At 61.8% G+C, this 13,786-nt stretch carries 11 protein-coding genes; 3 read left to right on the top strand and 8 right to left on the bottom strand.

The genetic code is table 11. The annotated features are described in order from the left end of the window. Nucleotides 1-60 precede the first annotated feature (60 nt). Nucleotides 61-387 (top strand): hypothetical protein, encoded by a 327-nt coding sequence (locus B5G34_RS03680; protein ID WP_087334396.1) that lies wholly within the window; start codon nucleotides 61-63, stop codon nucleotides 385-387. Between the two features lie 44 nt (nucleotides 388-431). Here the strand turns inward: B5G34_RS03680 and B5G34_RS03675 are convergent, their stop codons facing one another. From B5G34_RS03675 to murI, 7 genes are all read right to left on the bottom strand, one after another. Then, nucleotides 432-1,634, bottom strand: a complete 1,203-nt coding sequence (locus B5G34_RS03675) for a class I SAM-dependent rRNA methyltransferase (RefSeq protein WP_087334394.1) — start codon at nucleotides 1,632-1,634, stop codon at nucleotides 432-434. A 13-nt stretch (nucleotides 1,635-1,647) separates the two neighbouring features. Beyond that, a complete protein-coding gene (locus tag B5G34_RS03670; protein ID WP_087334392.1) occupies nucleotides 1,648-3,969 on the bottom strand; it encodes an anaerobic ribonucleoside triphosphate reductase in 2,322 nt (773 codons plus the stop codon). Nucleotides 3,970-4,192: 223 nt separating this feature from the next. Then, nucleotides 4,193-5,413: a homocysteine S-methyltransferase family protein gene (locus tag B5G34_RS03665; RefSeq protein ID WP_087334390.1), complete on the bottom strand. Its 1,221-nt coding sequence runs from the start codon at nucleotides 5,411-5,413 to the stop codon at nucleotides 4,193-4,195. A 141-nt stretch (nucleotides 5,414-5,554) separates the two neighbouring features. Then, a complete protein-coding gene (locus B5G34_RS03660) occupies nucleotides 5,555-6,829 on the bottom strand; it encodes a glycosyltransferase family 2 protein (protein WP_087334388.1) in 1,275 nt (424 codons plus the stop codon). A 340-nt stretch (nucleotides 6,830-7,169) separates the two neighbouring features. Beyond that, nucleotides 7,170-8,918 (bottom strand): arginine--tRNA ligase, encoded by a 1,749-nt coding sequence (argS, locus tag B5G34_RS03655; protein ID WP_087334386.1) that lies wholly within the window; start codon nucleotides 8,916-8,918, stop codon nucleotides 7,170-7,172. A 193-nt stretch (nucleotides 8,919-9,111) separates the two neighbouring features. Next, nucleotides 9,112-9,555, bottom strand: coding sequence for a DUF1934 domain-containing protein (locus B5G34_RS03650; RefSeq protein ID WP_087334385.1), 444 nt, complete (start codon nucleotides 9,553-9,555; stop codon nucleotides 9,112-9,114). 88 nt (nucleotides 9,556-9,643) lie between these two features. Next, entirely contained in the window at nucleotides 9,644-10,459 is an 816-nt protein-coding gene (murI, locus tag B5G34_RS03645) for a glutamate racemase (RefSeq protein WP_087334383.1), read from the bottom strand. A gap of 183 nt (nucleotides 10,460-10,642) precedes the next feature. Here murI and B5G34_RS03640 point away from each other — a divergent pair, with 183 nt between their 5' ends. Then, nucleotides 10,643-11,059 carry a hypothetical protein gene (locus B5G34_RS03640; protein WP_087187848.1) on the top strand — a complete coding sequence of 139 codons (417 nt, stop codon included), beginning with the start codon at nucleotides 10,643-10,645 and terminating at the stop codon, nucleotides 11,057-11,059. Between the two features lie 39 nt (nucleotides 11,060-11,098). On the opposite strand, the gene B5G34_RS03635 is transcribed toward B5G34_RS03640, so the two are convergent. After that, a complete protein-coding gene (locus B5G34_RS03635; RefSeq protein WP_087334381.1) occupies nucleotides 11,099-12,517 on the bottom strand; it encodes an AAA family ATPase in 1,419 nt (472 codons plus the stop codon). Nucleotides 12,518-12,702: 185 nt separating this feature from the next. Here B5G34_RS03635 and B5G34_RS03630 point away from each other — a divergent pair, with 185 nt between their 5' ends. Next, on the top strand, nucleotides 12,703-13,671 hold the full coding sequence (locus tag B5G34_RS03630) for an Ig-like domain-containing protein (RefSeq protein WP_087334379.1): 969 nt from the start codon (nucleotides 12,703-12,705) through the stop codon (nucleotides 13,669-13,671). The last annotated feature ends 115 nt before the right edge of the window (nucleotides 13,672-13,786 follow it).

The raw sequence follows: 13,786 nt of genomic DNA, 5'->3' as shown, positions 1-13,786 counted from the left end.
TTCTGCTTACATACGGCGGGCAGCTTGCCCGCCGTATGAATTTGTAGGGGGTGCTTTTCCATGCTGGAACGCCAGATCAAGCCGGAGGGCGGCGTGGTATACTGCGACCTGGGCAGGCTGTGCCCAGAGGCCGGACAGACCATTGACTGCTCCCTGGTGCTTGCCGGAGTGCTGCCTGAGCGGCGTGTGGCACTGTCAGCAGAACTGCTGGACGGGGATACCTGTCTGGGGGCCCGGCTGTTTGCCATCCCGCCCCACCATAAACCGACCGCAACCGACCTGCGCCTTACTGGTCTGCGCTTCTACCTGCCCGAGGGGACCTGCCGTACCCTCACCCTGCGAGCCGACGCCCACTATATGGACCGGAACGAGCGCTGTCTCCTTTAAAACATACAGGGGCCGCTGCCAATGGCAGCGGCCCCTGTGATTTTTTATTGTTCGTCCAGTACCTGGAAGATATAGAACTTCAGATAGAGGGACTGGTCCGCCCCCCACAGCACCGGATGATCGGCGGCCTGGGTGCGGTACTCCACCTGCCGCAGGCGGCGGCGGGCGTCTCGGGCAGCCTCCCCGATGGTCTTGGCCAGCAGCTCGGGGGTCATGAAGTGGGAACAGGAGCAGGTGGCCAGATAGCCGCCGTTTTTCACCAGTTTAATGCCCCGCAGGTTGATCTCCCGGTAGCCGGTCACCGCCTTCTTCACGGAGGCCCGGGATTTGGTAAAGGCGGGCGGGTCCAGAATCACCAGGTCAAACTTCTCCCCCTGCTTCTCCAGGGCGGGCAGCAGTTCAAAGACATCGTGGCACTCAAAGCGCACCCGGTCGCTCATGCCATTCAGCTCCGCGTTGCGGGTGGCCTGATCCACCCCCAGCTGGGAGGCATCCACACCCAGCACCTCCCGGGCGCCGCCCTTGGCGGCGTTGAGGGCGAAGGCGCCGGTGTGTGTGAAGCAGTCCAGCACCCGGCCGCCCTTGGCCAGGGGCTGAATGGCCAGCCGGTTGTACTTCTGGTCCAGGAAGAAGCCAGTCTTCTGGCCCTCGGCCACATCCACCAGATAGCGGACCCCGTTTTCCACAATTTCCACCACCGGGTCAAAGGGCTCAGACAGAAAGCCCTTCACCCGCTCCATACCCTCCTTCAGGCGCACCTTGGCGTCACTGCGCTCGTAGATGCCCCGGATGGCGATGCCGTCCTCGGCCAGCACCTTCACCAGGATGTCCAGAATGGTCTTCTTCATCCGGTCGATGCCCAGGGCCAGGGACTCCACCACCAGCACATCGGAGAACTTGTCCACCACCAAACCGGGCAGGAAATCGGCCTCGCCGAAGATGATGCGGCAGGAGGAGGTGTCCACCGTGTCCTTGCGGTACTGCCAGGCGGCCCGCACCCGCATCTCCAGAAACGCCTCGTCAATAACGGTGTCCGCCTTCCGGGAGAGCACCCGCACCGTAATGGTGGAGGCCCGGTTGAGAAAGCCCACCCCCAGCGGGTAGCCGTTGTAGTCCTCGATGCGGATCACATCGCCGTCGGCGGGCTGGCCCACGATCTCACCGATCTCATTGTCATAAATCCAGGGGCCGCCGGCCTTGAAGGCACGGCCCTCTCCCCGCTTCAGGCGGATGGCTGCGTCTGTCATTTCTGCTCTCTCCTTATACCCCGTGCTTCACCCGGTCGTGCTCCTCGGCCCGCTTGGCGTTGTTGAAGCGGTCCAGGGTACCCACCAGGTAGCCGGTGATGCGGCGGATGCGCTCGAAGGGCACCCCGTCGGCCTCTGTACGGCCGCAGCCGGGGCAGCGGTCTCCGATGATGCCGGAGAAGCCGCACACCGGGTCCCGATCCACCGGATGGTTCACCGAGCCGTAGCCAATGCCGCTCTCCTTCATGCAGCGGATGACCTTCTCAAAGGCCTCCAGATTGTCGGTGGGATCGCCGTCCATCTCGATGTAGCTGATGTGTCCGGCGTTGGTGAGGGCGTGGTAGGGGGCTTCAATCTTGATCTTGTCGTAGGCGGAAATAGGATAGTACACCGGCACATGGAAGGAGTTGGTGTAGTACTCCCGGTCGGTGATCCCCTCCATGACGCCGAAGCGGGCCTTGTCCATCCGGACAAAGCGGCCGGACAGTCCCTCGGCAGGAGTAGCCAGCAGGGAGAAGTTGAGCCCCCGCTTGTCACTCTCGGCGTCCATTCGGGCCCGCATGTGGGAGATGATCTCCAGGCCCAGCACCCGGGCCTTCTCGCTCTCGCCGTGGTGGACCCCGATGAGGGCCTTCAGGGTCTCGGCCAGGCCGATGAAGCCCACGGACAGGGTGCCGTGCTTGAGCACCTCCCGCACCTCGTCGTTCCAGTCCAGCTTCTCGCTGTCCAGCCACACCCCCTGTCCCATGAGGAAGGGGAAGTTGTACACGTGCTTGCGGCACTGGATCTCAAACCGCTCCAGCAGCTGGTCCACGCACAGATCCATCATCCGGTCCAGGGACTCAAAGAAGGTATCGATGTCCCCCCGGGCCTTGATGGCCAGCCGGGGCAGGTTGATGGTGGTAAAGGACAGGTTGCCACGGCCGTTGCAGATCTCCCGGCTGGGGTCGTACACGTTGCCGATGACCCGGGTGCGGCAGCCCATATAGGCGATCTCGGTCTCGGGATGGCCGGGCTTGTAGTACTGCAGGTTGAAGGGGGCGTCGATAAAGGAGAAGTTGGGGAACAGCCGCTTGGCGGAGCACCGCATAGCCAGCTGGAACAGATCGTAGTTGGGCTCGCCGGGGTTGTAGTTGACCCCCTCCTTCACCCGGAAGATCTGGATGGGGAAAATGGGGGTCTCCCCGCCGCCCAGGCCGGCCTCGGTAGCCAGCATCACGTTCTTCATCACCATGCGGCCCTCGGGGGAGGTGTCCATGCCGTAGTTGATGGAGGAGAAGGGGGTCTGGGCGCCCGCCCGGGAATGCATGGTGTTCAGGTTGTGGATCAGGGCCTCCATGGCCTGATAGGTGGCCCGGTCGGTCTCCTTCACCGCCCGCTGCTGGGCAAACTTCTGTGCCTTCTCCACGGTGGCCTCATCCCCGAATTTGGGCACCAGGGCCGCCCGCTCGGCGGCAAAGTATTCTTCGCTGCCCGCCAGCACAGGACACAGGCCAGTCTGCTTCTCCAGGTCGGCCATGATGGCCTTCAGCTCCTGCTCGGGGTCGCTCTCATCCTCCAGCAGCATGAGGGCCCGGGCCAGATTCTGCCGGTACACCCGCTTGAAGGTCTTGCGCACGCCGTCGGCCATGCCGTAGTCGAAGTTCACCACGCTCTGGCCGCCGTGCTGGTCGTTCTGGTTGGACTGGATGGCGATGCAGCACAGGGCGGCGTAGGAGGCGATGTCGTTGGGCTCCCGCAGAGTACCGTGGCCGGTGGAAAAGCCCCCCGCAAACAGCTGCTTGATGTCGATCTGGCAGCAGGTGGTGGTAAGGGTCAGAAAATCCAGATCGTGGATGTGGATATCCCCCTCCCGGTGGGCCCGGGCGTGGTCGGGGTTGAGGACGAACATGTCGTAAAACTGCTTGGCGCCCTCGGAGCCGAACTTGAGCATGGAGCCCATGGCGGTATCGCCGTCGATGTTGGCGTTCTCCCGCTTGATGTCGGAGTCCTTGGCGGCGGAGAAGGTAATGTCCTCGTAGGTCTTCATCAGACGGGTGTTCATCTCCCGGGCCCGGCTGCGCTCCTCCCGGTACAGGATGTAGGCCTTGGCGGTCTGGATGTAGCCGTTGTCCATGAGCACCCGCTCCACCAGGTCCTGGATGTGCTCCACGTCGGGCTGCTTCTCTCCCTCCACCTCCAAGATGGAGAGCACCTCGTCGGCCAGCCGCTTGGCCTCAGCCTCCTTGCCCGGCTTATAGGTAGCCCGGAAGGCCTTGTCAATGGCGCCGGCGATCTTTCCCTCGTTGAAATCCGCCAGCCGGCCATCCCGCTTTCTGATTTTTGTCAGTGTCATTGCGATCCGTTCCTTTCCCGCTCCGCTGTTGCAGGCGATTACCGCCCGTTATATTCTGACACAATATCTTGTGTTTTACTTCCTCGCGCAACATCCATGATACAGTATCTTGATATACTCCGTCAAGGCGCAAAACAAAAAGCCCGTCCCAAAAAGGGGACGTGCTTTTTGTCTGTTTCGCTGATTTTATTTTGTGCGGCCAAGGGCCCTTGACAAAAGCCCTTTACAGCAGCACCAGTCCGTACCGCTGGGCCATGCGCTGGAGAAACTCCTCCTCCAGATCGCCGGTGCCGTCCCAGAAGGCCCGGCCCTGATAGAGCCGCAGAGCCTTCTCCAACAGCTCGGGCACATCGGACCACAGGCACAGGGCGTCCTTCACCACATACTGGTTCTCGGCAAAGATATCCAGGTCATCCTCCTCCAGAATGGCGATTTTCAGTGCTCCCTGAGGGGATGTCTCCTCCGCCGCCAGGATATCCTCCATCAGGTCGGGGGTGCATTCAATGGTCTCCCCCACATCCACATCGGGGGTAATAAACCGGGCCTCCTTCTCGCTGGCGCAGGGGATCACGTCGGGGTCCCGCTCCACCGGGGGGAAGGCGGTAAAATCCACCTGGGCCGCCGCCCGTCCCAGAGCGGCAATATGCGCCTCCGTGGTGCCGCAGCAGCCGCCGAAGATCCGGGCGCCGGCGGCGGCATACCGGGGCGCCAGAGCCGCCAGCTCCTCCGGGGTACAGCAGGCCCCGGGCAGCCCGGCAGAGGGCTTGGCAATGAGGGGCACCGAGGCGTAGGGGGTCAGCCGCTCCAGCTGCTCCGCCGTGTCCTGGGGATTAGTGCAGTTGAGGCCAAAGGCGGCCACTCCCATGCCCTGCATAACGATGAGTCCGGCCAGCACGTCGGTGCCCGCCGGGGTGCGTCCCTCGTCGTCGCAGGTGAAGGTGACCCACACCGGCTTGTCCGACACGCTCCTGCAGGCCAGCACCGCCGCCCGGGCGTCCGCCATGCCGGTCATAGTCTCCAGCACGAACAGATCCACTCCGGCAGCTTCCAGGGCAGCGGCCTGCTCGGTATAGACCGCCACCAGTTCCTCAAAGCTGCTCTCTCCAAAGGGGACCAAAGCCAGTCCGGCGGGGGCCAGATCGCCCGCCACCAGCACGCCCTCACCCGCCGCCTGCCGGGTGAGCTCCACCAGCCGGCGGTTATACTCCCCCACCTGGCCGGTAATGCCCCGGCGCTCCAGACTGGCCCGGTTGGCTCCGAAGGTGGGGGCCAGCAGAATACGGCTTCCTGCCGCCACATAGCTCCGCTGCACCTCCAGCAGGACCTGGGGGTGCTCCAGCACCCACTGCTCGGTGCACGCTCCGGCGGGCATACCCCGCTTGAGCAGCTCGGTACCGGTGGCGCCGTCCATCAGAATGGGCGCGGACAAGGGAATGGTATCCATGATCGCTTTGTTCCTCCTGCATTGCACATTTGGAAAGTATTATATCACAGTGTCCCGGCCCATTGCAACCCCGCCGACACCGGCAAAAAAGGCCTGCCGCGGAAGCGGCAGGCCTTTGGATGCATGGTACTCTGTTCCGGATCAGCCCACACCCACCCGCTTGGTAGCGGAGTGATAGATGGGCTTCCACTCCACCTTCTTCATCAGAGCGGCGATGGAGATGGGGATATAAGTAAACATGAAGATGGGGAAGGTGATCACATATCCCAGCTTGCGCAGGGGGGACGCGCTGATGTGCTTCCACTCGGACAGCACGGTGAGCAGGCCGTAGACAAAGAGGCCCACATAGAAGTTCCACAGGGCGGAGCCCATGAAGCCGACGGTCTCGTCGATGATGCGGACCGCGATGTAGGCGGGCTGGGTCATGCAGCTGGCCAGGATAATGCCGTTGAACAGGATCATCACCAGGGTGAGCAGCATGCCGGGGGCCACGGTGACAAACATGTCGTAGCAGGAGGTGCCCAGCCGACCGGGCCGGAAGCAGCCCTTCAGCAGAGGCACGGTGTAGTCCCGGTCCACCTGATAGAAGCCCTTGGACCACCGCAGCCGCTGGTCCCAGGACTGGCGGAAGGTGGTGGGCTGTTCGTCGTACACCACGGCGGTGTCACAGTAGCCGATCTTGCGGCCCTGAATGGCGCAGTCCACGGAGAACTGGATGTCCTCGGTGAGCAGGTGGAAGGGCCAGCCCCCGTTGTCCCGGATCACCTGGGCGGACACCAGGAAGCCGGTGCCCGACACATGGCAGTTGGTGCCCAGCAGGGTGCGGGGGAAGTTGAGGAAGCGGGCCTCACGCAGGAACCAGATGGAGTAGCCCGCGGAGATCCAGTTGTCCCCGAAGTTTTTGGAATTGCGGTAGCAGGTGATGGCGTCGTAGCCCTTGTCAAAGGTACGGTTCATCTCAGAGACAAAGTTGGGGTCCACCAGGTTATCGGCGTCAAAAACGAAATAGCCGTCATACACATCCTTGCCCTCCTCCTCCAGACGGTGGAAGAGGTAGTCCATGGCGTAGCCCTTGCCCTTTTTCTGCTGGTCAAAGCGCTCGTACACAAAGGCGCCGGCCTTGCGGGCCAACCCGGCGGTATCGTCGGTGCAGTTGTCGGCCACCACATACAGGTCCAGCAGTTCCTTGGGGTAGTTCTGTTGATTCAGACTCTCCAGCAGTTCTCCGATGACGCCCTCCTCGTTGCGGGCGGAAACCACCACGGCGAACCGGTGGAGCTTGCTGGGCTGATGGCTCTCCTTCCAGCGGCGGCGTACCAGGCCCACCACCACATAAAAGCCCTGATAGAGATAGAGCAGGGTGAAGAGCACCACCACGGCAAAGTTCAAATCTTTTACTACTTGCAGTATCGTCATTCTATGATCCTCCGTTTGTCAGTCACTGAAGGAAGGCGCAGCACGACATTCGCCTGCGTGTATTGCATATCATACCACACCCCGAAAAGATTACAAGAGTGTTACATACCAATTAACAGAAGATTAAGGGAAAGTTTTTATTTCTTTTATACAAATGTAAGAAATTCGACTTCAGCTCTGTAAAAGGATTCCATATCGGCATAACTCATCCATTTTCGCAACAATCTCTTCACTTTTCGTGTCGACATAATATTTTTGGGAATTGGCCGCTGATGTATGGACGAAAAAACGCAGAAAAAGATCCCGTCTTTTTTGAAAAAGACGGGATCTTTTTGAAATCTTACATCTTCTCAGGGGCAGTAACGCCGATGAGGGCCAGGCAGTTGGCAATGACGGACCGGACGGTGTCGGCCAGCTTGAGCCGGGCGGAGAGGACAGCGGCCTCCTCCCCCTTGATGCGGCAGGCGTTATAGAAGCGGTGGAAATCGCCAGCCAGGGTGATGAGGTAGCGGTTGACGTGGGAGGGATCGTAGTCCCGGGCGGAAATGCGGATCACCTCGGGCAGCTGGGAGAGGGTCTTAATGAGAGTCTTCTCCTCGGCGGTGGTGAAGAGGGAGGCATCCACAGTCCCGGCATCGGGCACCTGAGCACCCTCCTCGGTGAGGCGGCTCACCAGAGAGCAGATCCGGGCGTGGGCGTACTGGACATAGTACACCGGGTTGTCGGAGTCCTGCCGCACCGCCAGATCCAGGTCAAAGTCCAGGGCGGAGGTGGAGGACCGGGAGTTGAAGAAGAAGCGGGCGGCGTCCACGCTGACCTCGTCCAGCAGGTCCCGCAGGGCGATGGCCTTGCCGGAGCGCTTGGACATGCGGACAGGCTGGCCGTCCTGCAGCAGGTTGACCAGCTGCATCAGCACCACGACGAGCCGGTGGGAGCCGTCCAGGCCCAGTCCGTCCAGAGCGGCCTGGAGCCGGGCCACATGGCCGTGGTGGTCGGCGCCCCAGATGTTGATGGCCTTGGAGAAGCCCCGCTTCTCCAGCTTGTTGCGGTGATAGGCGATGTCGGCGGCAAAGTAGGTGTAGAAGCCATTGGCCCGGCGGAGCACGTCGTCCTTCAGGTCCAGCTTGTCCACCTGCTCCTGGGTCTTGCCCTCAGCCATGAACTTCTGCTTGAGCAGCTCGGTGGTGTTGAGCCACAGAGCGCCGTCCTTCTCATAGGTCCAGCCCTTGTCGGCCAGCATGCCCACCGTCTCAGCCACATAGCCGGAGCTGTGGAGGCCGGACTCCAGGAACCACTCGTCGTACTCGATCTGATAGCGGCGCAGGTCCTCCTTCATCTTGGGGATGTTGACGGACAGGCCGTACTGGGCCATGGCCTCCTGCCGCTCCTCCACCGGCTTGTCCTTCCAGTCGGGACCGTGCTGATCGTAGAAAGCCTGAGCCAGCTCCTTGATGTCGTCGCCGTGGTAGCCGTCCTCGGGGAAGGGGTAGTTCTCCTCCCCCAGCACGATCTGCAGGTACCGGGCGTCGATGCTCATGGCAAACTTGTGGATCTGGTTGCCGGCGTCGTTGACGTAGAACTCCCGCCACACGTCATACCCGGCCCGGGTCAGGACGCTGGCCAGGGCGTCGCCCAGCACGCCGCCCCGGGCGTTGCCGATGTGCATGGGGCCGGTGGGGTTGGCAGAGACGAACTCCACCATCACCTTCTCGCCGTGCCCCTCATCCACCGTTCCGTAAGTGTTGCCCTCGGCCTGGATATCAGCCAGTACCTCGCCGTACCACTTGCTGCCCATGGTAAAGTTGAGGAAGCCGGGACCGGCGATCTCCACCTTATCAAAGAAGGTGCCCTCCAGCTCCAGATTGTCCACAATGGTCTGGGCGATCTGGCGGGGGGCCTTGTGGAGGGCCTTGGCGCCCGCCATGGCAAAGGAGGAGGCGTAGTCACCGTGGGTGGGGTCCTTTGGGATCTCGATGGTGGCCTTGACCTCCGCCCCGGCGGGCAGCAGGCCCTGGGCCGCGGCCTTCTCATAGGCCGCCTGGGTCAGCTGGGCGACCTGCTCCCGGGCCGCCTGAATCATGTTGGACATATCTATCACCTTTTCTTTATTTCTCAAAAATGCAAGCATTTTTGAGAGAATGCAGCCCGCCGCGCGCATCCTCCGTCCGCCAAAGCGGCCAGAGTCCACACTTGCGGGCTGAGAAGTGTTTTTTCCGAGGCACATGTCCCCGGAAAAAACAGATTTTTATTACTCTGCTTGCGGGTAAACGCTACCGGGGCTCTTACTGCCGGATATTGCTTCCCTTCTGACGCACCTGGATATGGAAGAGGTTCTCCCCCGCCACGGCATGATCGATTTCCAGGGCATAATTGATCTCAATGCTCCCTCCGGCAGGGCTGAGCTGGGTGCGCATCTTCTTGGTGCTGATCCCCACCGCCAGGGCCCCATAAGGGGTATTGTACATGGACAGGTGACGCCGGCCCTCTTCAAAGACCATCTGGGAGTTGACCTCCCCCATTCGCAGCAGGGTCACCCGCTCCGGCTCGATCTGGAAGGTGGTCAGGGTACCCTCCAGTCCGGTGAGCTCGCTCTCCTGATAGGTGAGGGTGTAACCGTCCTCTCCGTCCCGGGACAGTTGTCCCTCGGTCACCAGCTCAATGACCTCCGGCTCCTGGTCCTCAAAGGACTGCTTGCCCTGAATGGATATGATAACATTGTTCTCCATGGTTCTGTGTTCCCTCTTTATCGGCCCTTCCGGCCGCAAATTGCACCATATTATATCCAATTCCCGTCCCAATGTAAAGGGCCGGTTTTTAATAGCAGCTGATATCCACCTGGCCCACCGTGCCGGTGACATCCCAGCCCAGGAAGGTGGAGGCCAGGCGGGAGAAATCCTCCTGACGGTCGCTGACGAAGTACCGGCAGCTTCCTCTCTCCTGACGGTCCGACAGGGCGTCGTCCGCCGCCAGCCGGGCGGCAGCGGCCCGGGCGCCCTCCGCCCCTGCGTTGATGAGCCGGACATCCGGCCCCATCTGGGCGGAGATGACCCCCTCCAGCAGGGGATAGTGGGTGCAGCCCATCACCAGGGTATCCACCCCCGCCTCCTTCAGAGGAGCCAGATACTCCCCCGCCACCGTCTCAATGACGATGTCTCCTGGCTTGAACCGGCCGTTCTCCACCAGAGGGACAAAGAGGGGGCAGGCCTGGGCCGTCACCTGGGCCGCAGGGTCCGCCTTGCGGATGAGATTCTCATAGGCCCCGCTGCGGATGGAGGCCTGGGTACCGATGAGGCCGATCCTGCCGTTGCGGGTAGCCTGGGCGGCGGCAGCGGCAGCGGGGGCCACCACCCCCAGCACCGGGATGGGGTTCTCATTGGCCAGGATCTCCAGGGCCGTGGTGGACACGGTGCCGCAGGCAATGACGATAAGCTTCAGATCAAAGGTACGCAGGAAGGCCACATCCTGGCGGGCGTACCGGATGATGGTCTCCTTGGAGCGGCTGCCGTAGGGCACCCGGCCGGTGTCGCCGAAGTAGACGATGTCCTCCCCCGGCAGCAGGCGGCACAGCTCCCGCACCGTGGTCAGCCCTCCCAGGCCGGAATCAAAAACGCCGATGGGTCGTCTGTCCAAGACGCTCCCTCCTTGTATTACTGTGGTTCTTTTAATGATAGGGGAAACGGGGCAGGAAAACAAGGGGTTATTTTCACATTTTTCCCTCCCCGGTTTGACATTTCTTCGGGGGTGACTATAATATGAAAGTGGGGGATGGTCCTCCGTGCCCCAACGTCATGACAGCAAGGAGGTCTCATTGGTATGAAGCTGGAACTGACGACCAAGCAGTTTCGCCGTCTGCTGGATATGGCCTATATCGGCAACTGGATCCTGAATTCCACCCGTGGGGACGACCGTTTCCGGGATTACGACGAAGTGGAGAGCCTGCTCTTTGCCAAGGCCCGGGCCGAGGGCATGCCCACCCTGGCGGAGGACTGGCAGGGCGAAGTGGTTCCCTCCCGTGCCTTTGCCGAGGGCGGCATTCACGAGGCCATCATGGAATATGAAAATAACGTCTTCTTCGATATCCTGGCGGAGGACCTAGCCCGCCGGGATATGGACGACGCTCCCATTGACGAGAGCAATTACGATGAGCTGGCCAGCCGGATCGACGCCTATATCGCCGAGTTCGAGGAACACGGCACCGACAACATTCTGGTGGACAGCGACCACCTGTAATCAAGCGGAGAAAGCCCCTGCCTGCGGCAGGGGCTCTTTTCATGCCTGGCTCTCCTCCCGCAGGTCCTCCACGGTGAGGGCCATCAGCTCCTCCTTGCCGGGGGACGCCAGGGTAGCCACCCGGTCGGACTGGCGGGCCACCGCCCGCTCGAACAGATTGCGCACATCCCGGGCGTTGCCGAAGTTCTCGTCCCGGTTCTCATACAGCTCTTTTAAATACTGCTCGGCATATGCCCTGCTCTCATCACTGAGGGTATACCCATTTTTCTCACACATGGAGCAAAAGATCTCCAACAGCTGTTCCCCGTTGTAGTCCTCAAAATAGAAATACTTGTTGAAGCGGCTCTCCAGGCCGGGGTTGGCGTGGAGGAAGCGGCCCATGAGCTCGGTGTACCCTGCCACGATCACCACCAGGTCGGCCCGGTGGTCCTCCATCCCCTTCAGTAGGGTCTCAATGGCCTCCTTGCCGAAGTCGTTGGGGTTGTCCTGCCCCGCCAGGGCATAGGCCTCGTCGATAAAGAGCACGCCCCCCAGGGCCTTCTGGATGACCTCGCCGGTCTTGAGGGCGGTCTGTCCCACAAAGCCGGCCACCAGACCGGACCGGTCCACCTCCACCAGCTGCCCCTTGGACAGTACGCCGATGGCCTTGTACAGCTGGGCCAGCAGCCGGGCCACCGTGGTCTTGCCGGTGCCCGGATTGCCCATGAACACCAAGTGGAGGGACAGGGGCGGCACGGGCAGCTGGTGCTCCTGCCGCAGCTTGCGTACCTTCACCAGATTGACCAGGCTCTTCACGTCGGACTTGACCTTCTCCAGGCCGCACAGCCCATCCAGCTGGGCCATCAGCTCTTCCAGGGTAGGCTCCGGCTCCTCCGGCTTGTCCTCCTCCGGGGGCTCCACCGCCGGGGCGGGATCGGATTGCCGGGGCTCCGGACGGCGGGTCACAAAGTCCCCCACGTCCAAGGGAGCTTTCTCCCCCTTCAGTCCGTCCTGATCGCACAGGGCGGAGAGAGTATCGGCACACTGGTTGACAAACCTGGCCTCTTCCTCGCTGACCTGATCATCCACCGCCGCGAAGAGCAGCAGCATCAAGGTGGTCAGATCAATGAAGCGGCGGGCCAGATCGGTGCCCGCCACCTTGTCACAGGCCCGCATCCGGTTGAAAAACTCCGGCGGCCGGAAACCGGGGTACCGGGCCACCGCCGAGGACAGCTCCCAAAACAGCACCGAGGGCACCGGATTGCCCTTGGTGTAGATGGCGTTGTAGAACTCCACATACCTGGGGCTGAGGGAGGCCCCGTCCCGCTGCCACAGTCCCAGGGCACAGGCCCGGAAGAAGGTATCGGCCTCCCGGGCAAAGCGGTCCCGCAGGGCCTGGTCGGCGATCTGCCGCCGGAAGGCGGTCATTCCCTCACTGTATTGTCTGTGGGCCTCGGCGGCACTGATGGTTCCCTTCATAGGCGGGCGGCCTCCCCTGTGCTTTTTTCGTAAATTTTATTATAGCCAATTCCCGGTACCGGCGCAAGCCTCCCCTTTAGTTGACATAATTGTTAAAAAACTTTTACATTTCCCGAAGTACCGTTGACGGGCCGCCGTCTGCCGTTGTAAAATATGATTAAGAATGTCGATTGGAGGGATTTCCCATGGCATCCAGGCGAAACCGGGACGACCGTCCCACCATGATCCACTGCGAATACTGCGGCGAAGACTACGCCTCTACTTATAAGCACTGCCCCTTCTGCGATGAAATGCCGCTGGAGGATGAGGACTACGACGGGGATGAGGACTCCGTCCGCCGCCCCCGTGGGGGCAAGCGGCTGGTGACCAATACCCGGGGGGGCGGCTACGGCCGGGGCCCCTCGCCCCTGCGGCTCATCGGCATCATTATCTCCCTGGCCGTCATCATCGCGGCTATCATCATTGTGATCTCGGTCATTATCCCTCTGGTCACCAAGGGCAACTCGGCCAACGATCCAGGCACAGTGGAAAGCGTCATGCCCACCGACTCCGCCCAGCCCAGCGCCGATCCCGATCCCACTGAATCCGTGGAGCCGGTGGAGACTATCCCCGCCGATCAGACGGCCACCGATTTCAGCCTGAGTCTGACGGAGTTCTCCCTGAGCAACCGTTACCCCGATCCCGTCACCCTGAAGGTGACCTTCAGTCCCGAGGGTTCCACCGGCACCATCACCTGGAGCAGCAGCGACCCCGACATCGTGTCGGTGGATGAGACCGGCAAGGTGAGCCCCGGCTCCAAGACCGGCAACGCCACCATTACCGCCACCATGCCCGGCGGCGTGACCCACACCTGCCTGGTCCACAATTCCGTGACCACCGGGGGCTCCAACGGCAGCACCACTACCTCCGGCGGTTCCACCACCACGACCACCACTCTTTCTCTGAACCGGACGGATTTCACTCTGAGCAAGACCTACCCCTCCTTCCAGATGAAGGTGAGCGGCACTTCCTCCACCCCCGTGTGGAGCATCGGCAACACCGCTGTGGCCACTGTGTCCAGCAACGGCACCGTGACCTATGTGGGCAAGGGCCAGACCACCCTGACCTGCTCGGTGGACGGCCAGACCCTGACCTGCACTGTGCGCTGCACCTGAGCCATGAATGAACACATCCACCAGCGAAGCTGGTGGTTGTCACTATGCGGGCATAGCCCTTTGTTCCTCGCGGACGCGTACAACGCGTAATACGATCTGCCAACTGCGTAAGGAC

The organism is Flavonifractor sp. An82 (assembly GCF_002159265.1).
Taxonomy (GTDB): Bacteria; Bacillota; Clostridia; order Oscillospirales; family Oscillospiraceae; genus Flavonifractor.
The sequence above is the reverse complement of the archived record's forward strand: the minus strand, read 5'-3'. Positions and strand labels throughout refer to the sequence as shown.